Origin of the sequence: Paraburkholderia sp. (assembly GCF_036488795.1) — a bacterium.
Taxonomy (GTDB): Bacteria; Pseudomonadota; Gammaproteobacteria; order Burkholderiales; family Burkholderiaceae; genus Paraburkholderia.
Genome location: NZ_DASXHA010000135.1, coordinates 1 through 25,427, shown reverse-complemented (window position 1 = coordinate 25,427; position 25,427 = coordinate 1). Strand labels below are relative to the sequence as shown.

26 protein-coding genes, 2 tRNA genes and 1 pseudogene are annotated in these 25,427 nt (G+C 63.0%); 12 read left to right on the top strand and 17 right to left on the bottom strand.

Annotation, left to right across the window (positions count from 1 at the left end; translation table 11 throughout):
• Positions 1-37 precede the first annotated feature (37 nt).
• Positions 38-2,101 carry a polyphosphate kinase 1 gene (gene ppk1, locus VGH41_RS19735; protein ID WP_331599211.1) on the bottom strand — a complete coding sequence of 688 codons (2,064 nt, stop codon included), beginning with the start codon at positions 2,099-2,101 and terminating at the stop codon, positions 38-40.
• Positions 2,102-2,303: 202 nt separating this feature from the next.
• Between ppk1 and ppx the strand changes: the two genes are divergently transcribed.
• Positions 2,304-3,884 carry an exopolyphosphatase gene (gene ppx / locus VGH41_RS19730; RefSeq protein WP_331599210.1) on the top strand — a complete coding sequence of 527 codons (1,581 nt, stop codon included), beginning with the start codon at positions 2,304-2,306 and terminating at the stop codon, positions 3,882-3,884.
• A gap of 109 nt (positions 3,885-3,993) precedes the next feature.
• Here the strand turns inward: ppx and VGH41_RS19725 are convergent, their stop codons facing one another.
• Both VGH41_RS19725 and sixA read right to left on the bottom strand, forming a co-directional pair.
• Positions 3,994-4,809: a GNAT family N-acetyltransferase gene (locus tag VGH41_RS19725; RefSeq protein ID WP_331599209.1), complete on the bottom strand. Its 816-nt coding sequence runs from the start codon at positions 4,807-4,809 to the stop codon at positions 3,994-3,996.
• 152 nt (positions 4,810-4,961) lie between these two features.
• Positions 4,962-5,408: a phosphohistidine phosphatase SixA gene (gene sixA / locus VGH41_RS19720; protein ID WP_331599207.1), complete on the bottom strand. Its 447-nt coding sequence runs from the start codon at positions 5,406-5,408 to the stop codon at positions 4,962-4,964.
• Between the two features lie 243 nt (positions 5,409-5,651).
• Here sixA and VGH41_RS19715 point away from each other — a divergent pair, with 243 nt between their 5' ends.
• From VGH41_RS19715 to VGH41_RS19705, 3 genes are all read left to right on the top strand, one after another.
• Positions 5,652-5,984, top strand: coding sequence for a DUF4148 domain-containing protein (locus VGH41_RS19715; protein ID WP_331599254.1), 333 nt, complete (start codon positions 5,652-5,654; stop codon positions 5,982-5,984).
• Positions 5,985-6,043: 59 nt separating this feature from the next.
• A complete protein-coding gene (locus tag VGH41_RS19710) occupies positions 6,044-6,202 on the top strand; it encodes a hypothetical protein (protein ID WP_331599206.1) in 159 nt (52 codons plus the stop codon).
• Positions 6,203-6,712: 510 nt separating this feature from the next.
• Positions 6,713-7,030: a DUF4148 domain-containing protein gene (locus VGH41_RS19705; protein ID WP_331599204.1), complete on the top strand. Its 318-nt coding sequence runs from the start codon at positions 6,713-6,715 to the stop codon at positions 7,028-7,030.
• Between the two features lie 93 nt (positions 7,031-7,123).
• Here the strand turns inward: VGH41_RS19705 and VGH41_RS19700 are convergent.
• Both VGH41_RS19700 and VGH41_RS19695 read right to left on the bottom strand, forming a co-directional pair.
• Positions 7,124-7,200, bottom strand: a tRNA-Pro gene (locus tag VGH41_RS19700).
• Positions 7,201-7,451: 251 nt separating this feature from the next.
• Entirely contained in the window at positions 7,452-7,625 is a 174-nt protein-coding gene (locus VGH41_RS19695; protein WP_331599203.1) for a hypothetical protein, read from the bottom strand.
• 212 nt (positions 7,626-7,837) lie between these two features.
• On the opposite strand from VGH41_RS19695, the gene VGH41_RS19690 reads away from it, so the two are divergent.
• Positions 7,838-8,035, top strand: coding sequence for a hypothetical protein (locus VGH41_RS19690; RefSeq protein WP_331599202.1), 198 nt, complete (start codon positions 7,838-7,840; stop codon positions 8,033-8,035).
• Positions 8,036-8,274: 239 nt separating this feature from the next.
• Here the strand turns inward: VGH41_RS19690 and VGH41_RS19685 are convergent, their stop codons facing one another.
• Complete coding sequence (locus VGH41_RS19685) at positions 8,275-9,642, bottom strand: MATE family efflux transporter (protein WP_331599253.1); 1,368 nt, start codon at positions 9,640-9,642, stop codon at positions 8,275-8,277.
• Between the two features lie 38 nt (positions 9,643-9,680).
• Positions 9,681-9,989, bottom strand: a complete 309-nt coding sequence (locus VGH41_RS19680) for a DUF2288 domain-containing protein (protein ID WP_331599252.1) — start codon at positions 9,987-9,989, stop codon at positions 9,681-9,683.
• A gap of 156 nt (positions 9,990-10,145) precedes the next feature.
• On the opposite strand from VGH41_RS19680, the gene VGH41_RS19675 reads away from it, so the two are divergent.
• On the top strand, positions 10,146-10,856 hold the full coding sequence (locus VGH41_RS19675; RefSeq protein ID WP_331599201.1) for a pentapeptide repeat-containing protein: 711 nt from the start codon (positions 10,146-10,148) through the stop codon (positions 10,854-10,856).
• Positions 10,857-11,412: 556 nt separating this feature from the next.
• On the opposite strand, the gene VGH41_RS19670 is transcribed toward VGH41_RS19675, so the two are convergent.
• The 3 genes from VGH41_RS19670 to VGH41_RS19660 all read right to left on the bottom strand — a co-directional run bounded on the left by VGH41_RS19670 (position 11,413) and on the right by VGH41_RS19660 (position 13,583).
• Complete coding sequence (locus VGH41_RS19670; protein WP_331599200.1) at positions 11,413-11,739, bottom strand: hypothetical protein; 327 nt, start codon at positions 11,737-11,739, stop codon at positions 11,413-11,415.
• 39 nt (positions 11,740-11,778) lie between these two features.
• Positions 11,779-12,501: a peptidoglycan DD-metalloendopeptidase family protein gene (locus VGH41_RS19665; protein WP_331599199.1), complete on the bottom strand. Its 723-nt coding sequence runs from the start codon at positions 12,499-12,501 to the stop codon at positions 11,779-11,781.
• Between the two features lie 173 nt (positions 12,502-12,674).
• Positions 12,675-13,583, bottom strand: a complete 909-nt coding sequence (locus tag VGH41_RS19660) for an aldose epimerase (protein ID WP_331599197.1) — start codon at positions 13,581-13,583, stop codon at positions 12,675-12,677.
• On the opposite strand from VGH41_RS19660, the gene VGH41_RS19655 reads away from it, so the two are divergent.
• From VGH41_RS19655 to VGH41_RS19645, 3 genes are all read left to right on the top strand, one after another.
• On the top strand, positions 13,582-13,872 hold the full coding sequence (locus tag VGH41_RS19655) for a hypothetical protein (RefSeq protein ID WP_331599196.1): 291 nt from the start codon (positions 13,582-13,584) through the stop codon (positions 13,870-13,872). The two genes, VGH41_RS19660 and VGH41_RS19655, sit on opposite strands and share 2 nt — an antisense overlap.
• Positions 13,873-14,150: 278 nt before the next feature.
• Positions 14,151-14,981, top strand: coding sequence for an undecaprenyl-diphosphate phosphatase (locus tag VGH41_RS19650; protein WP_331599195.1), 831 nt, complete (start codon positions 14,151-14,153; stop codon positions 14,979-14,981).
• A gap of 153 nt (positions 14,982-15,134) precedes the next feature.
• Positions 15,135-15,209 (top strand) — tRNA-Arg (locus VGH41_RS19645).
• A 66-nt stretch (positions 15,210-15,275) separates the two neighbouring features.
• Here VGH41_RS19645 and VGH41_RS19640 read toward each other — a convergent pair.
• The 4 genes and pseudogenes from VGH41_RS19640 to VGH41_RS19625 all read right to left on the bottom strand — a co-directional run bounded on the left by VGH41_RS19640 (position 15,276) and on the right by VGH41_RS19625 (position 18,543).
• Positions 15,276-15,776 (bottom strand): M48 family metallopeptidase, encoded by a 501-nt coding sequence (locus VGH41_RS19640; protein ID WP_331599193.1) that lies wholly within the window; start codon positions 15,774-15,776, stop codon positions 15,276-15,278.
• A 151-nt stretch (positions 15,777-15,927) separates the two neighbouring features.
• The gene (locus VGH41_RS19635; protein ID WP_331599192.1) at positions 15,928-17,856 is read right to left on the bottom strand and encodes an AI-2E family transporter; all 1,929 of its coding nucleotides are present in this window, start codon (positions 17,854-17,856) and stop codon (positions 15,928-15,930) included.
• Positions 17,857-18,057: 201 nt separating this feature from the next.
• Positions 18,058-18,300 (bottom strand): annotated as a pseudogene (locus VGH41_RS19630) (glutathione binding-like protein); the annotation flags it as partial.
• A gap of 12 nt (positions 18,301-18,312) precedes the next feature.
• Positions 18,313-18,543 carry a hypothetical protein gene (locus tag VGH41_RS19625; RefSeq protein WP_331599191.1) on the bottom strand — a complete coding sequence of 77 codons (231 nt, stop codon included), beginning with the start codon at positions 18,541-18,543 and terminating at the stop codon, positions 18,313-18,315.
• A 279-nt stretch (positions 18,544-18,822) separates the two neighbouring features.
• Between VGH41_RS19625 and VGH41_RS19620 the strand changes: the two genes are divergently transcribed.
• Positions 18,823-19,212 carry an RT0821/Lpp0805 family surface protein gene (locus VGH41_RS19620; protein ID WP_331599190.1) on the top strand — a complete coding sequence of 130 codons (390 nt, stop codon included), beginning with the start codon at positions 18,823-18,825 and terminating at the stop codon, positions 19,210-19,212.
• Positions 19,209-19,712 (top strand): NUDIX hydrolase, encoded by a 504-nt coding sequence (locus VGH41_RS19615; RefSeq protein ID WP_331599251.1) that lies wholly within the window; start codon positions 19,209-19,211, stop codon positions 19,710-19,712. The genes VGH41_RS19620 and VGH41_RS19615 overlap by 4 nt, the downstream gene beginning before the upstream one ends.
• On the opposite strand, the gene VGH41_RS19610 is transcribed toward VGH41_RS19615, so the two are convergent.
• Positions 19,690-20,604 (bottom strand): transporter substrate-binding domain-containing protein, encoded by a 915-nt coding sequence (locus VGH41_RS19610; RefSeq protein ID WP_331599189.1) that lies wholly within the window; start codon positions 20,602-20,604, stop codon positions 19,690-19,692. The genes VGH41_RS19615 and VGH41_RS19610 overlap by 23 nt on opposite strands.
• 143 nt (positions 20,605-20,747) lie before the next feature.
• Complete coding sequence (locus tag VGH41_RS19605; protein ID WP_331599188.1) at positions 20,748-22,457, bottom strand: glutamine--tRNA ligase/YqeY domain fusion protein; 1,710 nt, start codon at positions 22,455-22,457, stop codon at positions 20,748-20,750.
• 271 nt (positions 22,458-22,728) lie between these two features.
• Here VGH41_RS19605 and ggt point away from each other — a divergent pair, with 271 nt between their 5' ends.
• Positions 22,729-24,468, top strand: a complete 1,740-nt coding sequence (ggt, locus tag VGH41_RS19600) for a gamma-glutamyltransferase (RefSeq protein ID WP_414696685.1) — start codon at positions 22,729-22,731, stop codon at positions 24,466-24,468.
• Between the two features lie 72 nt (positions 24,469-24,540).
• Here ggt and VGH41_RS19595 read toward each other — a convergent pair.
• A partial coding sequence (locus VGH41_RS19595; RefSeq protein ID WP_331599187.1) for a CaiB/BaiF CoA-transferase family protein occupies positions 24,541-25,427 on the bottom strand: 887 nt, incomplete at its 5' end.

The following is a 25,427-nucleotide window of genomic DNA, read 5'->3' as shown; positions in this document are numbered from 1 at the left end:
TTTTGATGCGGCGTCAACATCGTGCTGCTGGCGAACCTCAAGAGCAGAACTTCGTCAGCAAACTCATCTGCGCATTGCGGGACGATTTGCCGGGGCGGCGCCGCCGATAGTGCCCGTCGCTTTGCATGAGCCACGCGGCGGTGTTGTCACCCAGAAACGCCGACAGACCCTCGGCGATTACGCGCCGCTTCAGACGCCGGTTGTTGATGGGAAACGATACTTCGACACGCCGGAAGAAGTTGCGATCCATCCAGTCCGCGCTCGACAGATAGACCTGTTCCTTGCCGCCGTCGTAGAAGTAGTAGATGCGATGATGCTCGAGAAAGCGCCCGACGATCGAGCGGACCGTGATGTTCTCCGACAGCCCGGGCACGCCGGGCTGCAACGAACACACGCCACGCACGATCAGATCGATTTTCACACCGGCTTGCGATGCTTCGTACAGCTCGGCAATCACGGTCGGCTCGAGCAGGGCGTTCATCTTCGCGACGATGCGCGCCTTCTTGCCGGCGCGCGCGTGCTCCGCTTCGGCGCGAATTGCGTCGACCAGCTTCGGGTGCAGCGTGAAGGGCGATTGCCACAACTCGTGCAGCGTCAACTCGCCGCCGATGCCCGTCAGTTGCTGGAACACATGATGCACGTCTTCGCAGATCTTCTGGTCGGCTGTCATCAGCCCGAAGTCGGTGTAAAGACGCGCGGTGCGCGGATGATAGTTGCCGGTGCCGAGGTGGGCATAACGTTTGAGCGTCATCTTGCCGTTCTCGGAGACGCGCCGCACGATCAGCATCATCTTCGCGTGGCACTTGTGACCTACCACGCCGTATACGACGTGCGCGCCTACCGCTTCGAGCTGTGCCGCCCAGTTGATGTTGGTTTCCTCGTCGAAGCGCGCGAGCAGTTCCACCACCACCGTGACTTCCTTGCCGTTGCGCGCGGCTTGCATCAGCGCGTCCATCAGCGGGGAATCGGTGCCGGTGCGGTAGATGGTCTGCTTGATCGCCATCACGTTCGGATCTTTCGCTGCCTGCAACAGCAGCTCGAGCACCGGTTGAAAGCTCTCATACGGATGATGCAGCAGCACGTCGCCCTGATCGATCACATCGAACAGGCTCGCGGTATTGGCGATCTGCGACGGAATGCTCGGGATGTGCGGCACGAATTTCAGATCCGGCCGGTCGACCATCTCCGGCAATTGCATCAGCCGCACCAGATTGACGGGGCCGTTGACGAAGTAGCAGTCCTTGTCGGACAGCTCGCTTTCGTCGAGCAGGCGCCGCACCAGATGCGCCGGCGTTTCCGCCGACACTTCCAGACGCACCGCGTTGCCCAGATGCCGGGCCGGCAACTCGCCTTGCAGCGCGACGCGCAGATTGGTGATTTCGTCCTCGTCGACAAACAGTTCGCTATTGCGCGTGATGCGGAACTGGTTGCAACTGCGCACCACGAGGCTCGGAAACAGCTCGCCCACGAAGCGCTGCAGCAGCGAGCTGAGCAGCACGAAGCCATGCGGATAGCCCGACAGTTCCTGCGGCATGCGCACGAGCCGCGGCAGTGCGCGCGGGGCCTGCACGATGCCCATCAGCGCCTGGCGGCCGAAGGCATCCTTGCCTTCGAGTTCGACGACAAAGTTCAGACTTTTGTTGAGCACGCGCGGGAACGGGTGCGCGGGGTCGAGGCCGATCGGCGTCAACACAGGCAGCAGTTCATTGAAAAAGTAGGCGCGCGCCCATTCTGTCTGTGCCTCGTTCCACGCTTCGGTGCCGTGGAAATAGATGCCTTCGTGTTCGAGGGCGGAGAGCACGGTGTCGTGCAGCATCGTGTACTGTCGATGCACAAGCCTCTGCGCGCGCTCGACCACGAGGTCGTACACGTGCTGCAGCGACATGCCGTCCGGCGACAGTGCGCCGGGGTTGTCGCGCATCTGCTCCTGCAGCCCGGCCATGCGGACTTCGAAGAATTCGTCGAGGTTGCTGCTGGTGATACAGATGAAACGCAGGCGTTCGAGCAGCGGCACGGCAGGATCGGCGGCCTGCGCCAACACACGCTCGTTGAAACCCAGAATGCCCAGTTCGCGATTCAAAAGAGGGTAGCGGATGGACATCGGCAGCGGGACAGGAAGGTCGGGTAAAGAGGCGTAAAGACGCTCGGAAATTCTCACAGTATGATGACGATCTTATGACATTCGAATTGTCACAAATTCTACGCTGTATTCGGCTTATGTCGTAAAGATGACGCAGTCCGTATGGGACCATAACGCACGCCACTATCGTGAAGGTGACATCGTGAGGTCCGGTACGCTTAAAATGGAACCTTTTCACAGCGCGGCCGGCAGCAAGTTTGCCGCGTTTGCGCGCATGGAGTCCGCACACTCGATGGTCAACACTCCACAATTGCTTGCCGCGGTCGATCTCGGCTCCAACAGCTTCCGGCTGATCGTGGGCCGCGTCGAAGAAACGGACGCGGGCAGCCAGATCTACCAGGTCGACGCATTGCGCGAGTCCGTGCGGCTCGCCGCGGGCCTGTCGAGCGACAAGATGCTCGACCGCGCCTCGCAGGTGCGCGGATGGGACGCACTCAAGCGCTTCGGCGAGCGGCTGCGCGACTTCCACCCGGATCACGTGCGCGCGGTTGCCACCAATACGCTGCGCATCGCCAAGAATGCCGGCGAATTCCTCGGCGAGGCGCAAGCCGCACTCGGTTTCCCGATTGAAGTGATTGCCGGACGCGAAGAGGCTCGTCTGATTTATGCGGGCGCCGCACACTCCGTGCCTGCCAGCCCGGGCAAGCGGCTGGTGGTGGACATCGGCGGCGGTTCGACGGAATTCATCATTGGCTCGCATTACACGCCCATCAAGATGGAGAGCCTGTATATCGGTTGCGTGAGCCATAGCCGGGCCTTTTTCCCGGCGGGCAACGTCGACGAATACACGATGCGCCAGGCGGAACTCGCTGCCGGCCGCGAAATCCAGATTATCTCCAGCGAATACAAGAAGACGGGTTGGGAGCAGGCCATCGGCTCCTCGGGTACGGCGCGCGCGCTGGCCGAGCTGGTCGAGGCCAATGGTTTCAACGATGCGGGCATCACGCACGGCATTTCGCGCGGCGGTCTGGAACGGCTGAAGCGCGCGTTGATCAAGGCGGAGAACGTCAACCGGCTGAAACTGATCGCGCTGAAGGCGGACCGCATTCCGGTGCTGGCCGGCGGCCTGTCGATCATGCTGGCGGTGTTCGACGAACTGGGCGTCGATTACGTCGACACCACTGACGGCGCCTTGCGTCTGGGCGTGCTATACGACCTGCTGGGCCGTTCGCAGCACGAAGACATGCGTACGGTCACGGCGGAGGGTTTCATGCGCCGCTATGGCGTCGATCGTGCGCAGGCGGGGCGGATTGGCGAGCTGGCTGTGAGCTTCTACGATCAGTTCGAGGAACCGGACGCCGAGCGCCGCGCCGAGAATCGCATGTTCCTCAGCTGGGCTGCATCGCTGCATGAAATCGGCTTGTCGATCTCGCACAGCGCGTATCACAAGCATTCGGCGTATATCGCCAGCAACGCGGACATGCCCGGCTTTTCCCGCACCGATCAGGCACGCCTCGCGGCGCTCGTGCTGGGGCATGCGGGCAAGCTCGGCAAGCTGTCGCAAACGCGTGAGGTGGAATGGCCGCTGCTGTTCTGTCTGCGGCTTGCCGCGCTGCTGTGCCGGCGCCGTGCGGATGTCGGTTTGCCGGGCATCTCCGTGTCGCGCGTGAACAACGGCTATGAAGTGCGTCTGCCGAACGAATGGGTGGCGAATAACCCGTTGACCGACTACAGCCTGATTCAGGAGGCGGCGGAGTGGGAGAAGGTCGGTATCCCGTATCGGGTCGTTTATACGGACGACTGATCAAACGTCGACGGTTTTCATGCCTCGAAAAAACAGCCCGGCAGAGTGACTTGCCGGGCTGTTTCGTTTGATGCGCGTGCTGATGTGCGCGCAGCCTGCCGATGTCCGGTTAACCTGGCAGCGCGTCACCGAGGAAATGGCGTGCGTAACGCGCATTGATCTCGGACAGGCGCAGCAGGGTCAAAAAGTCGGCTGTGTTGAAATCAGGATCCCATGCCGGTGCGCCGCAAATTTTCGCCCCAAGCCGCAGATAGCCTTTGATGAGCGGCGGCGGTGCGACATCCGCGCCCGTCTTCAGTTCGTCCACGGGTAGCGGCGTATGCGGGAACGCGCGGTATTCCGGCGCCGTCATGGCGCTGTCGCGCAGGCCGCAATAGAGATTGGCGGCATAGTGGCCGCCATCGGCCATCGCGACGCTCGCGCAGCCGAGCATCGTCTCGTAGCCGTTATGCAACATATACGCTGCCAGACCGCCCCACAGCGACATGATCACTGCGCCGCTGCGGTAGTCCGGATGCACGCACGAGCGGCCCACTTCCACCATTTTGGCGCGCAGATGCGTGAGGCGCGACACGTCGAACTCGCTTTCCGCATACAGACGCCCGATGCGTGCCGCCTGATGCGGCGGCAGCGCGCGATAGGTGCCGACCACTTTCAGCGTGTCGAGATCGCGCACCAGCAGATGATCGCAGTACATATCGAATGCATCGACGTCGAGGCCTGCAGGGCCTGTCAGGCGTGCCCCCATTTCATCGGCAAAGACGCGATATCGCAGATGCTGCGCTTCGCGAAGCTCGTCGTCGGTCCGCGCCCAGGCCACTTGCAACCGGTGTTGGGCAGTGACCGTTTCTTCGGCACGCGGCAGACGGCGGCGCGTCTCGACGTTCGAAGCGAGCAACAGGGAGGACGTCGGCAGATCTTGCATGTGGCGTTCCTGGTCGAAAAAGAGAAATTCACTTTTTCGCCAATGTAGTAACGCCTGGTGACGCTCGCGTGGCAAACACGTGACTATTAGATGACGTGCCGTAAGCCTTGCGTGATCGAAATGAAGGTTGGGCCGGGCCGGCGAAGATGCACTTAGAGCAGGTCGGGACTGATGACCGCGCGCAGCACGACATCGCGCCCGCGCCCGGAAAGCCACCACACACCGGCTTTCTTTACCGACCAGCTGACATCGCTCTGGGCGAGCAGCCGCGCCGCCACCTGACCGAGCGTCGGCTGATGCCCGACGATCACCACCGTCGCCGCGATGCCTTCCGGCCAGCCGGCGGCATTGAGGACGTCGTCGACGCTCGCACCGGGCGCGAGCTCGCGCATCACGCGGTATTGATCAGTGAGGCTTTCGACCGTCTGAACGGTGCGCGTGGCGGGACTGACGAGGATCACGGCATCCTCCTCGAGGCGGGCCCGCAGCCACTTCGCCATGGCTTGCGCCTGCTTGCGGCCGCGCGTCGTCAACTGGCGGGCGAGATCGCTGGGGGCGCTGTCTTCGGCTTCGGCGTGACGCCACAGGATCAGGTTCATGCGTGTCTCCTTGTTGGTGAGAGGCGCGCCTGTGGGCGCCGCCGTCTTTGTATCACTTTGCATGGCGAGGCACGTGACAGCAAGGCGGAGCGCCCCGGCGTTATCTCAATTGTGCGGCTTTTCACAACAGTGTTTTCGGGATATAGGTATTTACCCTAGGGTCGGGCACTCCTAGACTCTCGTCATCGGTTGCACACCAAGGTGGGTGTGGCGCCGGACAAAATAATCCCGGAGGTCGTCATCATGAAGTCGCTGATCGAAGCTGCTGTTATTGCTGCCTTAATTACCGCGCCGCTCGCCGCGTTTGCCCAGTCGGACCAGCAACCGCTGACGCGCGCTGAAGTGCGTGCAGATCTGGCGCGGGTCGAAAAGGCTGGTTACAACCCGAACGACTGGATGCACTACCCGGAAAACATTCAGGCCGCTGAGGCTCGCGTCGCTGCAGAAAAGGCCGGCGGGCAAGCGGATAACGGCGGTTACGGGGCTGGCAGCAACGGCACGTCGCAGGCGAGTGAACGCACCAGCTCGGCGGTGAGTTCGTACTCGGTGCCGGTGGTTCAATACGGTCATCATTAAGCAGCCCATCCAGTTCAAGCTCTGCTAGCGGTCACCGTACTTTCTGAAATGAGGCCGCTATGGACGCGACTGTGTTGGGTTCGGTGATCGGGTTTTCGGCGCTGGTGGTCGCACTGGCTTTTGCGGTGGCGCATTACCGCAGAGAGTCGGCGCGCAAGCGCGTGATTGGCGAACTGGATCGGCGCAGCCTCTACGAGTTCGGCCGGACGCGGCGGTGAGACCGCGGCTGCAGGCAGTTGCCGCCGCAGCCCGCAGGTTATGCGATAACCGCTGATGGCGAGCGTCGCTTTGATGGAACTGCAAGCTTGCTCTTGATGAGGGCAGGCTTGCACGCGTTTTTGCACGTCGCACATAACGGCCGCGAAGATATAAGCCCGATTCGATATTCGTGGGGCCGTGACAATCGAAGTCAAGCCGGTTCCAGATGTTCAGGATCTCTCCGGAAATGCCTCTTCCGGCAATGGTGGGCTGAACCGGCCCACATCTGCTCTACTGTTTATCAGCTACGTCTGTAGCGTCCTCCGTGCCTGTTGACCAGGTCCCTTCCTGGCGGACTGACAGGGTTGGAGCTTCGTGCCTGCGGGCCATCCCCATTGTGAGCTTTGCGAGAAAAGTGATTTCAAAACTTAGGTATTTACCCTGGGTTCCTGGCTTCCTAGACTGTATTCACCGGCTGCAAACAACACTGCTTGCAGCTTCGTGCAAAACAATCTCTGGAGGTAGTCATCATGAAATCGCTCATCAAGGCCGTTGCCATTGCCGCTGTTCTGGCCGCTCCAATTGCTTCGTTCGCCCAGTCGAATCAACCTGTCACCCGCGCACAAGTGCGCGCCGAACTCGTGCAACTCGAAAAGGCCGGTTATAACCCTGCGTCGAGCAACGATGCGACCTATCCGGCCCAGATTCAGGCGGCCGAAGCACGGGTCGCCGCGCAACAAGGCGAATCGTCCAGCGGTGTTGGCGGGGTAGAGAGTGGCTCGTCGGCATCGGGTGCCCCGGCAGCGGCGATCGCGCCCAGCACGCGCTCGATTTACTTCGGTCATTGAACCGTGAGAAATGGCCGCTGTTGAAAGTAAGTCACACGGCGGCTGGAAAAGAAAAAGGGTTACACGCATAGGCGTGTAACCCTTTGATTCTATTGGTCGGAGCGAAAGGATTCGAACCTTCGACCCTCTGATCCCAAATCAGATGCGCTACCAGGCTGCGCTACGCTCCGACGAATCAGAGATTCTATCTGGCCTTGCTCACCGCCGTCAATCGCGAAATGCGAAAACACCGCGTCTATGCCAAGGGGGATGTTTTGTGGGAGAAGCGGCACGCTTTGGAGAGGGGATGCGGGCGTTTCAAGCGGCAACACTACTGCGTGCCGCTAACCAAACCAGCAACAAAGCGGCATATCAAGGCAGACCGGACGTGCGGCCCAAACGAAGCAGCGCCGCAGTCCAGATTCAACGCCTGAATGACGGGCTAATGTCTTCGACGAATCCGGTTGAGCACGTGATGCTCCGACAACCAGTGGTGCATCATTCCTTCGCCGTCATGTTCGCGCCGGTAGGTCCGCGATTCGAAAATCGACAGTCCGATCAGGACGATCAGCCCTATACCCAGGCCGACGAAACCCGCGATCGATTCAGCATCCATGGCAGCCTCCTTTGACGATTGCAGCCATCAATACATAGTAGGTCACGCGGCGGCGAAGGGAGGGTGCAACGTACAACGCGGGCGCGCTAGCACGCGCCGCGCGCTTATGCCGCGTGCGAGGCCGGCAGGTCTAGTCCGCTTCGCTGCTGTGCACAAGCCTTTACAGGTAGACTCTCGGCGCACGCCGTTGTTATGTTTCCTTTAGAGAGTCTATGAATCGCGTTCTTCTGATTGCATGTGTTGCGGCGGTCCTCGCAGGCTGCACCAACGACCCCGCGGCCGTCCACCATGGTCCGCCCCCGAAAGATCCACCTGATTATCACGGCGTGCCGACCGACGACCGCCCACCGTCCATGATGAACGCGCCCGCCGAGCCACTCGGCGCGCCGCAGCAAGCCGCTCCGCAATAACTCGAGAGCGCCGGCGCGGCGGTGACGCCGCTCAGCGGCGCATGAAACGTCAACGGAAAGCGCGCAATAGAAAAGGCGAAGCGTCGCCGCGGGCACGCCGACGCTTCTGACCCGCGCAGACTGTTCGCGCGGAGAGCGCGGGCTGCATTCATTCTAGAGTGCGCACCTCGCGTCATATGTATGCGCTTGTTTCAAGCGGTAACTGCACGGCTGCGGCTGTCCGGACACGGCCACGACCTTCAGCCGGGCGCCCCGCTCACGGCCGGCGCCCGAGCAATGCCGTGCGCGATGCGCGGCAACAGCCGCATCAGCGTGGCGCCGCGCATGGCCATGAAGACCAGCAGCGCGGCCCACAGACCGTGGTTGCCGTGCACAGCCATGAAGGCCCACGACGCCGCGAGAAATACCCCAAACGAAATCGCCATCGACACCATCAGCTCGCGCGTACGGGTCGCGCCGATGAACACGCCGTCGAGCAGAAAGCTCCACACTGAAATCACCGGCGACAGCGCAGCCCAAGGCAAATAAGCTTCGGCACTCGCACGTACCGCGGCCTGATCGGTCAGCCGCTCAATGATCCACGCGCCCGCGCCCCAATAAATCAGCGAAAAGCCGAGCGCTCCGAGCGCCGACCAGAGCATCGTCACCTTGACCGCCTGTCTGAACGCATGACGGTCACGCGCGCCGATGGCCGCACCGACCAATGCCTCCGCCGCATGCGCGAAGCCGTCCAGTCCATACGCCATGAAGGTCTGGAAATTGAGCAGCAGCGCGTTGGCGGCTAGCGTCGTATCGCCTTGGCGGGCGCCCAGATGCGCGAACCAGCCGAACGACCCCAGCAGGCAGAGCGTGCGCAGGAAGATGTCGCGGTTGAGCGCAACGAGGCGTTTCAACGCGGCTGCATCGAACAATGCCGCACGGCTCAGCGGGGCGAGGCCGCGTGGCCGCAGATGCCACAACAGCGCGGCGCCGAGCACAAAGCCGAGCGCGTCCGCGCTGGCCGTGGCGGCGCCGATGCCCGCGACTCCCCATTTGAATGCGTACACATAGAGCAGCACGGCCGCGATATTGACGCTGTTGATGAATACCTGCGCGAGAAGCGCAAGCCGCACCCGCTGGGTGCCGAGTAGCCAGCCGAGTACGACATAGTTGGCGAGCGCGAACGGCGCAGCCCAGATCCGTGCGTGGCAATACAACTGCGCCTGCTGCTGCACGGCGGCGCTCCCGCCGAGGGCGCGCAATGCGTAGCCTATTAACGGTGTTTGCAGAAGCAGCACCGCCGCGCCGATCGCGCCGGCCAGCAGCAGCGCGCGCACGATGTTGTCTCGCAGACCGGCGTGATCGCGGGCGCCCCAGGCCTGCGCGACAAGCCCGGTGGTACCCATGCGCAGGAAGCCGAAGCCCCAGAAGACGAAGTTGAAAAAGAGTCCGCCGAGCGCGACGCCGCCCAGGTAGGACGCGCCCTCCAGATGACCGGCGACGGCGGTGTCGACGGCGCCGAGGATCGGCTGGGTCAGGTTGGCGAGGACAATCGGGAATGCGAGCGCGAGGACGCGCCGATGCCAGCGCGCCGGCGACGCGGGAACCGCCTGCAGCGGGTCAGCCAGGCACCGCTCGACGGTCCCATCCGGGCTGTCGGTACCGCTCAACCGCGCTCCTGTACGCACACCCAGGGCGACACGACCACCGCCCACAGATCCGGGTCGCGCGCGGCGTAATCGGCGGCGGTTTCGGCCTGCACGCGTTCGACGAGGCCCGCGGATAACCATTGGGCGACTTGCGTGGTGTCGTCGCTGGCGATGGCTTCGGCGACGCTCACCAGATCGAGATCGCGTGCGACATGCAGCAGGATGCCGCGGGCAAAGAACTGTTCGAGTTCCGACCAGCCGATTTTCGCGGTTTCCGAAAGCAGTGAGAGGTAGAGCGGGCTATGGTTGGCGTCGTTCGAAGTCATCGGCGTAGGCGAGGTTTCAGACAAGCGGCCGTCACTATAAACCATCGGAGATCGCGCCACGGTAGCGGCGTGTTCCGGTAGGCTTGTCGTTTTGGCCTTGATTGTCCTTCATCGTGGACGGACCGGCACGCGCCGGAGCAACTGGAACACCTTCTCATGTCACTGGATTCTACGACGCCTACTTCCGATATTCACAGCGTCGCCGCTGCGACGCTCTCGCGGCAAGACGTCGAACGGTTGATCGGCGCGGCCAGACAGCCGCTTCGTTTCGAAGACTGCGATTTCGAAGGTGCCGATCTGGCGCGGCTCGATCTGCGCGGCGCGGAGTTTCATCGCTGCACGATCGTCGAGGCTTCGTTTTTCGGCGCGGTGCTCACGCAAACCCGCTGGCTGCGCTGCCGCGCCCGGCAGGCGGATTTTGCCTGCGCGGATCTCGTGGATGCCGCGTTCCAGTCGAGCGATCTCAACAACACCGTGTGGCGCCGCGCCAAGCTGGCATCGGCCGCTTTCCGGGGCTGCAAGCTGACGGGGGCGAACTTCGAGGAGTGCGGCTCGTTGGGCCTGACATTCGCCGAGACCTTGCTGGTCGGCGCTTACCTGCGCGGCCTGTCGTTTCGCAAAGCCACCCTGCAGGAACTGGATTTTTCCGATGCCGATCTCGCCGGCGCCGACTTCCGGGAAGCGGTCTTCGAAGGCGGCAGCCTCAAGGACGCCAACCTGAAGGGCGCACGCTTCGACGGCGCGGATCTGCGCCTCGTCGACCTGAGCGGCGTGCGCCTCGTCGACGCGGGCCTGTTTCGCGGCGCCACCATTTCGCATCAACAGGCCGCGGTGCTGGTGACGGAACTGGGTCTGCGCGTGCTTTGATAGGGAGAAAGCGCAAACACCTTTTTAGTCTGGCGGATTTTGGCGGATCAGTTAATTCGCGCGGTGCGAATTAATCTGAATAAACTGGAGCTAAAAACAATTCGCGTGACGCGGAATGCCAATAAAGCCACTGAAGGGTGCGTTGGCGCACCAAGAAGTGCGAGTCGTTATAATCGGAAGGCGGTTGATTCCGGATTTGACATTTTAATTGGCGCGAATGGCGGAAAAAAGCGAGGGCCGGCCATGAGAGTCAATGCCAGTAAGGCTGTCCGGATGGCGTGCCGGATCCGGGGCAGGGAGCTCTAGGCGTTTTATATGTGGCCTGCACCTCATTTTAATTCGCCTTTTAGATTATTTCCAGTTCACGGAATGCGTACACCGTGCGCCGCGTCACATTTGTGACAAAATTAACCTATTGCATGGGCCTGATCACGTTGATAGATTCGGTTTTGGCGCATGGTGAACCGGTCCTTTACCGATATGCGCCGAACCCCCGTTAGCCCGGCCCTCGAGCCGGGCTTTTTTTTGCAAGCGGGATTTTGAAAAACGGGGTGATTTACTGCTTGCAGCGAACCACCATCGAACGATTCTTGACGTTGGCACCGAAGATGCCGCCAATCGAACCGCCGGAGGTTGCGCCATTGTCGACGTCCTTCGAAACCACATCGTAGCCGTACGCGCCGCAAACTTCGCCCGCGCGCTTATAGCATTCGGCCCAGCTCTCGCTGGCGTCGCTGCCGCTGCAATTGATGGCGAAGCCGGTGTCGCCGCTCGGCAGATAGGTCATGTTGGTAGAGCTGGCGCAGCCGCCCAGGCTCGCCAGCGTCAGGACCGCGAAGCTTGCCGCCACCACGGCGGCAGTTGGTTTCCATCCAGTCTTCATCTGAGATTCCTCTTAAGTTGCCGCGCGTTGCCGCACGGCTTACCGCGCCGGGAGTGCGCGCGACGGGTCGATCGAGCGACCCTCGTAACGCAGTTCGAAGTGCAGCATGACGCGGTCGGTGTCCGAGTCGCCCATTTCGGCGATCTTCTCGCCTTGCGTCACGCTTTGGCCTTCCTTCACCAGCAGCGCGCGATTGTGCGCGTAGGCGGTCAGGTAGTCGGCGTTGTGCTTCACGATCAACAGGTTGCCGTAGCCGCGCAGCCCATTGCCCGCATACACAACCGTGCCTGCTGCCGCCGCGACGACCGGCGTCCCTGCGCTGCCGGCAATGTCGATGCCCTTCGAGTTCGAACCGTCGAAGCGGCGGATGACCGTGCCGTTGGCCGGCCAGATCAGCGAGATCGACGAGGCCGGAGCGGGCGAGGGTGCCACCTCCGCCGGCGTGCTACGCGGCTCTGGCGCCGACGCCGCGCTGCTCCGGCTGCTGCCACGCGAACCGCCTGTCGACGCCGTGACCGGCGCCGCGTTGCCGGGCGGAGCCACGCGCAGCACCTGGCCGACTTCGATGCTGTCGGGATTCGACAGATTGTTCCAGCGCACGATGCTCTGCACCGATTGCCGGCTGCTGTGGGCAATCCTGTACAGCGTATCGCCCCGTTCGACTCGATAGTACCCCGGCCCCACCGGCGCAGACCCGCACGCGGCGAGGACTGCCAGCAACGCCGTGCAGGCGAGCTGTCGTATTCTTCTTGTTCCCAACATTGGACCTCGCAAAGCGCCACCGCGCGCCGATCCCGATCACACGGCAGATGGCAAAGCGTTCGATTCTAACGGTTTTGCATTGCAGCACGCGAAACCTGCGGGCGCGAGGTGTCCAGCAGGGCGCGTGCCAGGGCGGCCGCGCCGCCCGGCGTGGCCGCCGCCCAGGCAGTGTCTCAGTCGAGCGCGCCGACGCTGATGCGCAGCGCCGCCGTTTCCGATTCGCCGGCTTCGAGCCAGCGCAGGCCGAGGCCGTTGTGGATCGCATCGGGCAGGCCGAGCCAGGGCTCGACGCAATAGAAGTCCGATTCCGCCGCTTCGGTCCACGTCGTGACCGCGTACCAGGGCACCGAGCCCGGGCGTTGCAGGTCGATCGAGATGGTGCGTTTCAGACCGGACTCGATGATCCGCACGGGCCGCTGCGGCGCGCCGTCGAGGCAATGGAAGCGGTCGACAATGTCCGCTTCGTCGAGCGTATAGCTCGCCTTGCCCGGCTCGGCTGGGCTGATCGAGCCGTCCGGCCGTTGCAGGCAAAGCTTCGTGCGGGGCAACTCCAGCACGGTTTCACCGCGTTGCGTGTGCGGCAGCGAGAAGTAGAAGTGATGACCGGCGTAGTACGGCAGCGCGGTGTCGCCGGTGTTGGTCGTGATCAGTTCGACGTCGAGCGTGTGAGCGTCGGCGAGCCGGTACACCGCTTCGAAGCGAAAGCCGAACGGGTAGGCGATGCGGGTGGCCTCGCTGTCGGCGAGCGTCATCCGGATGCCTGCGCCTTCTTCATCGACGCTGGCCTGAAACGGCAGGTCGCGCGCGAAGCCGTGCATGGGCAGGTCGCGCACCGTGCCTTGCGCGTCGCGCCAGCGGCCGATCTGGCCATCCACGCGATGGCGGCCGAGAAACGGAAACAGCAGCGGATTGCCGCCGCGGATGTGCGCAGCGCGGCTCCAGTCGGGCGCGTCGGGCCAGTGGATCACCGACTGACCGTCGATGTGCCATGACAGTAGCCGGCCGCCGGCTTGCGGCGCGAAGCGAAGCAGTGAGGCGCCGTGCGCGATCTCGAGAATGTCCTGATGCTGGAATTGGGGCATGTTGGGCGATCAGATTGAGGAGCGGTTGTTGATCCAGGAGCGCCGTGACGAAGGCACGGCGTGTCGCCGATTTTGCGCCGCTTTGCGCTACGGGGAAACCCTTCTGGGGAAATTGCGGGTTCGCGCCACCGGTCAGCTTGCCGATAATTCGGACGAATGCCCGGCATTCCAGCCGCTGGGCCCCACCGATTCCGGAGGCGCAATGGATCTCGCGACCGCTATGGCCGTGGCCCTGTTCGGCATGTTCGCCGGCAGCACTGTGTACTTCTTCTTCAAGCTCGAACGCTAAACTTTCCGTCGCGATCCGACCTGCGGCTCTCTGTAGCGCGGAGTGATTTTCCATCTGCCTCGCACCTGGATTCTGGACTCGCCGCGGGGGCGCGCCGGAGTCTTTCCGCTACGTAACATCCGTTTCGAGTTGTGACGCAGCGCGTCAAAATTTTCCCAAAGGTGGCTCAAAAGCTTGGCGCTGACATACCGGCCAGGCATAATCGGGGCGCTTCGAGGCGCCGGCTTACCCATGCCGCGTGCTGCCCCTGATTCCCCACCTGTTAAGAGGACCGCCGCGTGAGCTTGTCGTTTCTGATTTTTTTGAGCGTGCTGCAGGGCGTCACTGAACTGTTCCCGGTCAGCAGCCTCGGCCATACCCTGCTCGTGCCCGCGCTGTTCGGCATGCATATTGACGAACATGCGCCGCAGCTTCTGCCGTTCCTCGTTGCGCTGCACCTCGGTACCGCGCTCGCGCTACTGTGGTATTTCCGCAAGCGCTGGATCGCGCTCGTAGGCGGTTTTTTCGCGTCGCTCGGCGGCCGCCGCAACGACGACGGTCACATGATGTGGGCGTTGATCATCGGGACGATTCCGGCGGGTCTGGTGGGCCTCATCCTCGAGAAGCGGCTCGAACGGCTGTTCCACGATCTGCGTATTGTCGCGATCGCACTCATCGTCAATGGCGTGCTGCTGTGGTTCGGCGACCGCCTGCAGCGTGCGCGTGCGCATCAGGCACCGGAAAAGCTGACGTTCCGCCAGGCGTTTTTCGTCGGGCTGGCGCAAATCGGCGCGCTGATTCCGGGTTTCTCGCGCAGCGGCCTGACGATGATCGCCGGCAATGCCGCCGGACTGACAGCCGAAAAGGCTGCCGAGTTCTCGTTCCTGCTCGGCACGCCCATCATCTTCGCGGCCGGCATTCTCGAATTGCCGAAGCTGTTTCACGCGCCAGGCCAACTGGGCGACGCGCTGCTCGGCGGTGTGCTGACCGCTATCGCCGCGTATCTGAGCGTGCGCTTCCTGATGCGCTACTTCGAAGGCCGCGGCCGGCTGGCGAGCTTCGGCGTGTACTGCGTGCTCGCAGGCATCGTGTGTCTGGGCTGGTTCATGCTGCACCCGCAACCGGTTTAAGACCGGGTCATGAGCGGCCGGGCGGCTGATTGAGCGGCGTGGGCGGCGCAGGATGATCGGTTATAATCCGCCCCCTGCGTCGGTTGCAGCGGCCGCTGACCGCAACATACGCCCGGGCAAGTGCTGCCCGGTCGGTTAAAATTCCAGTTTCGCCTCCCCATAGTTCAACGGATAGAACACGGGTCTTCTAAACCTGAAATCGAGGTTCGATTCCTCGTGGGGGGGCCATCTATCCGTGCGGCGATCTTCGGCCGCAGCGACACGCCCCGTTAAAGCCTCGCTTTGCGGGGTTTTTCATTGCCCGCGCAGCAGATCGCGATGCGTCAGATAAAGCCGCAAGTCGAATTCGGTCTGATGGTAGCCGGGCTGCATGAACTCGCACAGACGGTAAAACGCCTTGTTATGGTCGCTTTCCTTCAGATGAGCAAGTTCGTGCACGACGATCATCTGCAGAAACTCGGGCGCCGCATCCTTGAACAGCGAGGCAATGCGAATCTCCTTTTTCGCCTTGAGCTTGCCGCCTTGCACGCGCGAAATCGTCGTGTGCAGGCCCAACGCGTGGCGCAAGACGTCGAGCTTGCTGTCGTAGATGACCTTGTCGATAGCCGGCCCGCTGCGCAGGAATTCGCGCCGCAGGTCCGCGCAATATTCGTAAAGCGCGCGATCGGTTTGCACCGTGTGCCGGTGCGGATACTTCTCGGCCAGATACGCGCCAAGCTGCTGTTCGGCGATCAGCCGGCGCACCTTGTCCTGTAGCGTGGCGGGATAGGCACTGAGGTATTTCAGATGCTGCATGGCGGTGTCGCGAGGTGGGCGAAGACGTGACGCTTATTGTACTGGCCGCTGGCGCCGCCTTGAACGCGGCTCGTCGTGGTCAAGGCGCGATCACACGGGCCATCCCTGCATAGGGCAGACCCATGGGCCGTGCAATCGCTCCGTGCGCCGACTAAGCGGCGCCCTGGACATGTTCGGGGCGCACTGTCGCCGCAACAGCGGCGCGGCATTCCTCGATCAAGCCGCGAAACGTCGTCGCATTACGATGGCCGCTGACGATGCCGATCTCAGACTGTCCTTCCGATTGTCCGCCGAAGCCGACAATGATCGTCGATGGCGCCGGCTGATTGCGGATGCGCCGCAACAGATTGCGCAGATACGGCGGCGATTCGGCGGCATCCAGCGAAACAATGCAGATGATCGGTGCACCGTCCGTCTGTTTCCTTTCACTGCGCGCGTTGCGAAACTGTTCATAGGTGGTCGCGACCGTCGTGACGTTTTGTCGCGCGAGCAGTTGCACCGCGATGGCGGCGGCCACTTCGTCGAACGCGCCGCGTCCCGAGATGCACAACACGACGGCGTCGTTCGCAGCACTTAGCGTGTCCGGGGCGTCGGCGCCGCCACTGTAGTGCGGTTCGGTGCGCTCGGGCGGCGCTGCACTGTCGGCCGCTTCGGGCGCTGCGCCACGGTCGGCTGCGCCTTCTATCGCCTCGAGATTTTCGATGATATCCACCACCGCCTCATTGAAACGCGCCAGTTGCTCGGGCGTCAGCACGCCGCGCAGCGCGTCGTTGCGTGCGAGGCGCAAGCCTTCGAGCGCGACCTGGTCGTAGTAATCGATCACCGACATCTCACTGAGCAGACGGTCTGCCTGCACGAGGGCTTCATGGGGATCGTCCGCGAGCAGGCGCTGATAAAACGTCTGGGCCGGCGTAAGCGCGGGTTGATCGCCAAGCAGGATGGTCAGGAAGTTCAGACGGTCGGCATAGCGGCCCAGTGTGACGAGGCACAGTGTGAGCGGCGTCGACAGCACGAGCCCGACCGGGCCCCACAGCCAGCTCCAGAAAATCGCCGCGACGACGACCGCGAGTGGCGAAAGCCCCGAGCGTCGACCGTACAGCAGCGGCTCGGCCACCTGGCCCGCAACCAGGTCCACCACGACGAACAGGATCAGCGTCCAGACCGCCATCGTCCATTGCGGCTGGATGGCCGCGGCGAGACACACCGCGAGCAGCGCGGCAATCCAGATGCCGATATACGGCACGAAGCGCAGCAACGCCGCGACGACGCCGAATAGCAGCGCCCCCGGCACGCCGATGCCCGCGAGCCCCACCGCCAGCACCGCGCCCACGCTCAGGTTCAGGCCGAGCTGTGCGACGAAATAGCGGCTCAGACGACTCGCGGCGTCATTGATGGCGGTCGTGGTGCGATGCAGATCGCGCGAGCCGAACAGACTGATCAGACGGTCGCGCAGATCCTCGCGCTGCAGCAGGATGAAGATGGTGACGACCAGCACGATGAAGGTGGTCTCGAGCGGTGCGACAGCGGGCGAAAAGGCGCGCTGCGCCAGTTGCATCGGCGTGAGGGCGGGCTCGTGCACTTCGACGGGCAGCGGCGGCTGAGGCGCATTGCGGTTCGCCTTGCTGAAACTGCGCGGCGCCGCCGGCCGCGACGGCGCGACCCGCTGCAAGGTAATGGCGGCCTTGCCCAGCAGGACATCGGCGCGGCCGACGGTCTTTTCCTGCACGGTTTCGATCTTCCGTTCGATCGCCACCTGGTATTGCGGCAGATCGGCCGCCAGCTGGACGATTTGCGCGCCGATCAGCGCGCCCGCGCCCAGCACGATGGCCAGAGCGAAAAACACCGCAATGAAAATCGACGGCAACTGGCCCATGTGCAGACGCCGCAGCGAAGCGACCAGCGGCGCAAGCAGAAAGCTGAGCAAGACGGACAGCGTGATGGGAATCAGGACCGCGCGGCCGAAATACAGCCCGCAGACCACCACGACGCCGGTGATCACCGACGCAAGGCCATGCAAACTGGGCGCACCCGGCGGGTACACGCGGTTGGGCCGCCCTTGGGGCGGCAACGATAGTTTCATGCTAATGGCTTTCCGGTTGACGGGGCGCGCGACGCTCCCGCACTGCTTTGAGGATACAACTGCGGAGCATAGCAATCTACACGCCCGGGACGCCGATTCCGGCCACGCGCAAAGCCGGCGAAGCGCGGCGCGACAACGGCCGTGCCGCGCTACGGGCCTGCGCGGGCACCGCCGTGTCTCGGGCCGTGCCTCATTACATGCTTACGGCGAACCGTTCCTGCAGTAAGCGAGGAAGCCGGGCCGCTTCGCGAGACGCTCGAAATAGTCTGACACTGCGGGAAACCGCGGGTGTTGGAGCGGCGTGCTGAACCAGCGGTTGATCGACAGGGCGACCGGAATGTCCGCAAGAGAGAAGTCAGCTCCCGCGACAAACGCGCCCGTCGCTTGTATCTGCCGGTCGACTATGCCGATATGCCTGGCCCAGCTCGCCGAGGACGCCGAAATCAATTCGGCAGCCTAACCATTAAGCAACAGATAACAGCCGCCGATCAGCAGCACGAACGAGGCGAGCAATGTGACGGTGCCCACGCGGGTCATGACGGCCGGCCACTGCGGATGTGGCAGCGGCTCGATGCGCACGATGCTGGGCACCGGCGCCGGGTCGCGGCGCACGAAGAACGGCACCAGCGCGACGGCGAAGATGGCCAGCACGACGGCAAACGACTTGAGAGCGAATGAGAGATCCATGGGGGAACTGCGAAGGGTGGTGCGCACAAAAGTGTCGTGCGAGACAGCTAATGTTATGGAGCGGTCGTGCGAGCGACCATGAGACGAGTCTGAAAACGCGCTTCGTGTCTTAAGTGAGCAGCGCGGGTGGGTAGGCTCGCTGGCCGCGGTGTGAGGTGAGGCCGACGCGTCGGGCGGACGCTTCGGGCGACTATCCGGCGGGTGGCGTGCTATTCTTTTCAGGTCCAGATCGCGAACCGCTTCATGACCACCCGAACCAGCTTCCGAGGAGAACGACCCATGTCGATGCGAACCCGTGCCCTGTTTCACGTGACGGTGGGCGGACTGCTGCTGGCCGCAGCCATGTGTGCTCAGGCAGCAAATCTTGGCTTTCTCAACGACACACCGATCGCCTATATGAAGCAGCGCGACATCGATTCGGTCAAGAAGGCCGTATTCAGCGCCCTGGACGACAAGCAGGACGGCGAAGCCGCTACCTGGGTCAACGAAGGAACCGGCAACAGCGTGCGCATCGACGCAACGATCACGCCGCAAAGCACGGGCAGGGAAGGCACGCGCACCTGTCGCGACACCACCGTCGTGCTGAACGCGAAAGGACAATCCATGACGCTTCGCCCGCAGTTCTGCCGTGAAGGCAGCGGCGCGTGGCAATTGCAGAAGAAGCATTGAGCGGACGCATTGTTTCTTGCGGCGTCATCCTGCTCGACCCGGATGGGCGAGTCCTGCTCGCGCACGCTACTGAGACGTCTCATTGGGACATTCCCAAAGGACACGGCGAGCAAGGCGAGGCACCGCACGTCACGGCGCTGCGTGAAATGGTCGAAGAGACCGGCATGGTGATTGACGCAGCGCGCCTGAAGGATCTGGGCCTGTTCGTCTACCGGCGCGACAAGGACCTGCATCTGTTCGCAGCGCGTGCTCGTGCCGACGAACTCGATCTGTCGGGTTGCGTGTGCACGTCAATGTTTCCGCGCCGCTCGGACGGCGTCCTGATTCCCGAAATGGACGCCTATCGCTGGACCGAGCCGCTCGAGGTCGAACGCTACGCAAGCCGCAGTCTGACGCGACTCTTCGAGACCACGCTGTCGCTGGTCGAACTGCATCGCACGTTGCGAGAAGGTGAGGGCGGCAGTTCGCCTCAGGTGATCAGTCCAGCGCGCGATCGTTAGGATGAGCGAACAGGGCACGGTTCGACTCTGACAGCGGGAAGTTCAGGTTGATGCCGTGTGGCGGAATGGGCTGCGTGAACCACATGTTGTATAGACGCTCGGCCTCGCCCGAGGTTTGCATCCGCGCGACCACGCCATTTACCAGGTCGCGCATTGGTGCATCGTTCTTGCGGAACATGCACGCATACACCTCATAGCCGAGTGGCGTGCCCGTCACCAGAAAGTCGTCGGGGTGCGGGTCGGTCGCCTTGAAGCCGTAAATGATCGGCTCGTCCATCACGAATGCCACCGCGCGGTCATCTTTTAGTGCGGCAAACGCATCCGGATGATCCCGGGCGCTCGTGATGCGCATGTTCAGATGCTTCTCGCTGTTCAGTTGACGCAACAGGCGCTCGTCGGATGTGCCGGCCGTCGTGACCACCGGTTTGCCGGCGAGGTCCGCAAAGTCGGTGATCCCGCTTTTACGGCGCACGATCATCCGCACCGCGTACTGGAAGAAACTATTGGAGAAAGCCGCTTCGCTATCGCGCTCGTGTGTATGCGTGGTGGAGCCGCATTCCAGATCAATCTGGTTGTTCTGCAACATGGGAATGCGGTTGCCCGACGTCACCGTGATCTCGCGTACCTTCAATTCCTGCAGCCCGAGCGACTTCTTGATCTGATCGACGATCTGCAGTGCGATGGTTTGGGAATAGCCCACCGTGCCGTTGCCGTCGAAATAGGAGAACGGGATCGACGCTTCGCGCACACCGAGCGTCACGACGCCGTCGTCGTGAATTTTCTTGAGCGTCCCGGTGAGTTCCTGCGCGTGCGCGGAGCACGCGAGCCATGCCGCCGCGAGCGCGGCCAGCGCACTGCGTACGCATGACGGATGGCGGGCTGCAAACCTCATCGTTCCTCCCCGAAGCGGTGCTCGCACCGTCACTTTCGATGGACCGTTGTGCCACAAACTGGCCTGAGGTCACGGGCGCGGCGCGCTCGCGGCCTCAGGAGTACACACAATGTGCGCGTCCGATAGTTGTCAGCCAGCCCAGCTTACGCTGGCTTGCCCCAACTGTCGCGCAGCGTCACGATGCGGTTGAAAACAGGCTTGCCCGGCTTGGAGTCGACGCGGTCGGCCACAAAGTAGCCGTGCCGTTCGAACTGATAGCGTTGTTCCGGCAGCGCGTCGCGCGCGCCCGGTTCCAGGTACGCGTTGACTACCCGCTTCGAATCCGGATTGAGCGCTTCGAGGAAGTCGCGGCCGCCTGCGTCGGGCTGCGGTTCCTTGAACAGCCGGTCGTAGATGCGCACTTCAGCCGGGCAGGCGCCAACCGCGCTGACCCAGTGAATGTTGCCCTTGACCTTGTAGTTGTTCGCGCCTTCCGTGCCCGACCTGCTGTCCGGAAAGTAATTGCAGTGGACCGCGATCACGTTGCCGTTTTCGTCCTTGTCCGCGCCGGTGCATTCGATCACGTAGCCGTAGCGCAGGCGCACCTTGTTGCCCGGGAACAGGCGGAAGTAGCCCTTGGGCGGCGTTTCGGTGAAGTCATCGCGTTCGATCCACAGTTCGCGCGAAATCGGGAACAGGCGCGTGCCATGTTCCGGATGATGCGGGTGGACGGGCGCGCTGCACTCTTCGGTGAGCCCTTCGGGGAAGTTGTCGATGATCAGCTTGAGCGGGTCGAGCACGGCGGCGATGCGCGGCGCCTTGTCGTCCAGATCGTCGCGCAGCGCGCCTTCGAACACGCTCATGTCGATCCATGAATCGACCTTCGTGACACCGATGCGCTCGCAGAACAGCTGGATTGCCTCCGGCGTAAAACCGCGCCGGCGCACGCCGACGATGGTGGGCATGCGCGGATCGTCCCAGCCGTCCACGTGGCCTTCGGTCACGAGTTGCAACAGCTTGCGCTTGCTGGTGATGGCGTATGTCAGGTTCAGACGCGAAAACTCGATTTGCTGCGGCAGCGGGCGCGTGAAGATTCCCGCTTCGGCCAGCTCGTTCAGGATCCAGTCGTACAACGGACGGTGATCTTCGAACTCCAGCGTGCACAGCGAGTGCGTGATGTTTTCCAGCGCGTCCGAAATGCAGTGCGTGTAGTCGTACATCGGATACACGCACCACTTGTCACCGGTGCGGTAGTGGTGCGCAAAGCGGATGCGGTAGATGACCGGGTCGCGCATGTTGAAGTTCGGCGATGCCATGTCGATCTTCGCGCGCAGCACGTGCTCGCCTTCCTGGAATTCGCCCGCCTTCATTCGGCGCAACAGATCGAGGTTCTCTTCCACCGAACGTTCGCGGAACGGCGAGGGCGTGCCGACCTCGGTAGCCGAGCCGCGGTTGGCGCGCATTTCTTCGGCCGACTGGCTATCCACGTACGCCTTGCCGCGCTGAATCAGCAGCTCGGCGAATTCGTAGAGCTTGTCGTAGTAATCGCTCGCGTAATAGAGCTGTTCCTTGTCGTCCTGAGTCCACTCGAAACCGAGCCACTTCACCGAGTCGATGATCGATTCGACGTATTCGACGCTTTCCTTTTCCGGATTCGTATCGTCGAAGCGCAGATGGCACACGCCGCCGTAGCTGCGCGCCACGCCGAAGTTCAGGCAGATGCTCTTCGCGTGACCGATGTGCAGATAACCGTTCGGCTCGGGCGGAAAACGTGTTTCCACGCGCTGGCCCCACTTTCCGGAGCGGTTGTCGTCGTCGATGATGTTGCGGATGAAATTGGATGCCGCTGGCGCGTCGTTGCGTTCGGTATTCATGCGAGATGGAGAAAGTCGGTCGAGGGCGCGCAATGCGCTCACTTGTCTGTCAATTCTACCTGACGACCACCCTTCCGGCAGACCGAGTGCGGCGTCCAGCCAACGATGGGCGCGGTTCCGCGCGTTTTTTCCTGGTCGCGACGCTCTGTTGCATGCTGTAACAGGAGGTAAATCGCTTTGTTGAGAGGTCGGCCGTCACCTTAGGATGCGACCGTCGCGGCGGCCCACGAGGCGCCTCGCAGAATCCGCAATCTGTTGAAAGGAAGCTTCCATGCGCAGGACTGTACCCCTCACACTGAAGCTGGCGGCCGCAGGCGCGGCGCTTGTCGCCGGCTTCATGGGCAGTCTCGCGGCCAGCGTTCCGGCGCTCGCGAAAACGGCCGAGCCGAAGCCGGTGCTGGACGGCTCGGCGGTCGCCGTGCCGGATCGCTATAGCGCCGATACCGCGCAGCAGATTTTCGCCGAGGGCGGCAACGCGGTAGATGCCGCGGTGGCGATCGCGTTCACGCTCGCCGTGACCTATCCCGACGCCGGCAATCTGGGCGGCGGAGGTTTCATGACGCTCTACGTGGACGGCAAACCGTATTTTCTCGATTACCTCGGCCGGGCGCCGCAGCAGGCGACCCGCGAGATGTACCTCGACGACAAAGGCAAGCCGGTTCCCGGCATGAGCGTGGTGGGGTATCGCGCAGCAACCGTGCCGGGCACTGTCGACGGAATGTGGGAGGCGCAGCGGCGCTTCGGCAAATTGAAGTGGAAACAGGTGCTGGCCCCGGCCATCCACTACGCGACCGATGGCTTCAAGGTCGATGCGCGACTGCAGAAAATTCATGACGCCGCCGCGCCGGGCTTTGCGGGCAAGACCAACTTCGACGCGTATTTCTCGAACCTGAAGGCGGACGTCAGTTTCCGGCAGCCGGAACTGGCGCAGACGCTTTCGCGCATCGCCAGCGACGGCGGCCGTGAGTTCTACGAAGGCCACACGGCGGATCTGATCGCCGCACAGATGTACGGGCACGGGCTCATCACGAAGCCAGATTTGCAGCAGTACAAGGCGCTCTGGCGCGACCCGTTGACCGCCGACTGGAACGGCTACCGCGTGGTCACGGCGCCGCCGCCTGGTTCGGGCGGTGTCGGTCTGATCCAGATGCTCAAGATGAAGGCGGATCTGAAGCCGGCTTTCGCTGGGCTGGACCTGAATTCCGCGCCGTATATTCACCTGATCGCGCAGATTGAGGACCGCGTGTTCGCCGATCGCCAGCAATACATGGGCGACCCGGATGCGGCGCCGGTACCGGTCGCGAGGCTGATCGACGATGCCTACCTCGGGCCGCGCGCCGACGAAGTCAGTCCCGACGAAGTGCCGGGCGCAGCGCCGGTCAAACCGGGGCTCGGCGCGGGAGCCGGTGGCACGACGGCGGAAAAGCCGCAGACGACGCACTTTTCCGTGGTCGACAAGTGGGGTAATGCGGTGTCGAACACGTACACGCTGAACGGCTCGTTTGGCGCGGGCGTAGTGGTGGACGGCGGCGGCTTTCTGCTGAATGACGAAATGGACGATTTCGACATCACCCCTGCCGCGACGAACCCCTCAGGCGGGACGGCCGATGGGCTCAACACGATTGCGCCGGGGCGCCGGCCGGTGTCGTCGATGACGCCGACGCTCCTTCTCAAGGACGGCAAGGTGGCGCTGGTGATCGGCACACCGGGCGGCTCGCGGATCTTCACGTCGATTTTCCAGGTGATGACCGACATCTACGATTTCGGCCTGTCGCCCACCGATGCGCTGGCCGCGCTGCGGTTTCATCACCAGTTGCTGCCGCAGAAGACCATCTACTGGGAGCCGTACCATCCGATCACCGGCGATCTGGCCGATCAGTTGAAGGCCTTGGGCTATACGTTGGAGGGTCAGTCGTTCAACGGCGACGTGCAGTTGATCCGCGTCGATGGCACGACGCCGCAACCTGCGGCCGATCCCCGTGGCGTGGGGGTGGGACGGGTGTTCCAGTAGCCTGCGTGGGCGGAAGTGCCGGGGGTGTTTCCACTGTCTGCGGGGCTCCTGACAGCTCCGGTACCGCCCGCCTCAAATCACCGATTGCCCGCGCAACGCGGCAAGCTTCTCATCGTCGTAACCGAGTACCTCACGCAGAACGCTCTCGGTGTGCTCGCCGAGCGTGGGCGGATGGGACAGGGCCACGGGCGGCGTGCCGCTCATGTTGATCGGATTGCGCACCAGCTTCACGGTACCGCCCGATGGATGCGGCAGGTGCACCTGCATGCCGCGCGCCACCACCTGCTCGTTCTCGAACACTTCCTCCAGGTCGTTGATGGGCCCACACGGCACGCCGGCGCCTTCCAGCGCGGCGATCCACTCATCCTTGCCCAGCGTGCGGACCATCGCGGCTAGGATCGGCACGAGCGTGTCGCGATTGCGCACGCGGGCCGGATTGGTGGCGAAGCGCTCGTCTTCCGCCAGTTCCGGGCGCTTGCCGGCTTCGACAAACTTGCGGAACTGGCCGTCGTTACCCACCGCGACGATGATCCATCCGTCACTGGTCTGGAAGGTCTGGTAGGGCACGATATTCGGATGCGCATTCCCCCAGCGCACCGGCGGCTGGCCGCTGGCGAGGAAATTGGAGTTCATGTTGGCCAGCATGGCCACCTGCACGTCCAGCAGCGCCATGTCGATGTACTGGCCTTCGCCGGTACGGTCCCGATGCGCCAGCGCGGTGAGGATGGCGACAGTCGAATACATGCCGGTCATCAGGTCCGCAATCGCCACGCCGGCCTTTTGCGGACCGCCGCCCGGCAGGCCGTCGCGCTCGCCGGTAATGCTCATGAAACCGCCAATGCCCTGAATGATGAAGTCGTAACCCGCTCGCTGCGCATACGGGCCGGTCTGGCCAAAGCCGGTCACCGAGCAATAGACGAGATCCGGTTTCACTTCCTTGAGCGACGCGTAGTCGAGGC

Bases quoted from the DNA above. Each gene is read 5' to 3' on its own strand.
- VGH41_RS19625 (WP_331599191.1), bottom strand. From the start codon at position 18,543: ATGGATCTCTCATTCGCTCTCAAGTCGTTTGCCGTCGTGCTGGCCATC.
- ggt (WP_414696685.1), top strand. From the start codon at position 22,729: ATGCGCAGGACTGTACCCCTCACACTGAAGCTGGCGGCCGCAGGCGCG.
- VGH41_RS19695 (WP_331599203.1), bottom strand. From the start codon at position 7,625: ATGGATGCTGAATCGATCGCGGGTTTCGTCGGCCTGGGTATAGGGCTG.
- VGH41_RS19675 (WP_331599201.1), top strand. From the start codon at position 10,146: ATGTCACTGGATTCTACGACGCCTACTTCCGATATTCACAGCGTCGCC.
- VGH41_RS19670 (WP_331599200.1), bottom strand. From the start codon at position 11,739: ATGAAGACTGGATGGAAACCAACTGCCGCCGTGGTGGCGGCAAGCTTC.
- VGH41_RS19635 (WP_331599192.1), bottom strand. From the start codon at position 17,856: ATGAAACTATCGTTGCCGCCCCAAGGGCGGCCCAACCGCGTGTACCCG.
- VGH41_RS19665 (WP_331599199.1), bottom strand. From the start codon at position 12,501: ATGTTGGGAACAAGAAGAATACGACAGCTCGCCTGCACGGCGTTGCTG.
- VGH41_RS19660 (WP_331599197.1), bottom strand. From the start codon at position 13,583: ATGCCCCAATTCCAGCATCAGGACATTCTCGAGATCGCGCACGGCGCC.
- VGH41_RS19655 (WP_331599196.1), top strand. From the start codon at position 13,582: ATGTTGGGCGATCAGATTGAGGAGCGGTTGTTGATCCAGGAGCGCCGT.
- VGH41_RS19690 (WP_331599202.1), top strand. From the start codon at position 7,838: ATGAATCGCGTTCTTCTGATTGCATGTGTTGCGGCGGTCCTCGCAGGC.
- VGH41_RS19640 (WP_331599193.1), bottom strand. From the start codon at position 15,776: ATGCAGCATCTGAAATACCTCAGTGCCTATCCCGCCACGCTACAGGAC.
- sixA (WP_331599207.1), bottom strand. From the start codon at position 5,408: ATGAACCTGATCCTGTGGCGTCACGCCGAAGCCGAAGACAGCGCCCCC.
- VGH41_RS19620 (WP_331599190.1), top strand. From the start codon at position 18,823: ATGTCGATGCGAACCCGTGCCCTGTTTCACGTGACGGTGGGCGGACTG.
- VGH41_RS19610 (WP_331599189.1), bottom strand. From the start codon at position 20,604: ATGAGGTTTGCAGCCCGCCATCCGTCATGCGTACGCAGTGCGCTGGCC.
- VGH41_RS19705 (WP_331599204.1), top strand. From the start codon at position 6,713: ATGAAATCGCTCATCAAGGCCGTTGCCATTGCCGCTGTTCTGGCCGCT.
- ppk1 (WP_331599211.1), bottom strand. From the start codon at position 2,101: ATGTCCATCCGCTACCCTCTTTTGAATCGCGAACTGGGCATTCTGGGT.
- VGH41_RS19715 (WP_331599254.1), top strand. From the start codon at position 5,652: ATGAAGTCGCTGATCGAAGCTGCTGTTATTGCTGCCTTAATTACCGCG.
- VGH41_RS19680 (WP_331599252.1), bottom strand. From the start codon at position 9,989: ATGACTTCGAACGACGCCAACCATAGCCCGCTCTACCTCTCACTGCTT.
- VGH41_RS19605 (WP_331599188.1), bottom strand. From the start codon at position 22,457: ATGAATACCGAACGCAACGACGCGCCAGCGGCATCCAATTTCATCCGC.
- VGH41_RS19710 (WP_331599206.1), top strand. From the start codon at position 6,044: ATGGACGCGACTGTGTTGGGTTCGGTGATCGGGTTTTCGGCGCTGGTG.
- ppx (WP_331599210.1), top strand. From the start codon at position 2,304: ATGGAACCTTTTCACAGCGCGGCCGGCAGCAAGTTTGCCGCGTTTGCG.
- VGH41_RS19725 (WP_331599209.1), bottom strand. From the start codon at position 4,809: ATGCAAGATCTGCCGACGTCCTCCCTGTTGCTCGCTTCGAACGTCGAG.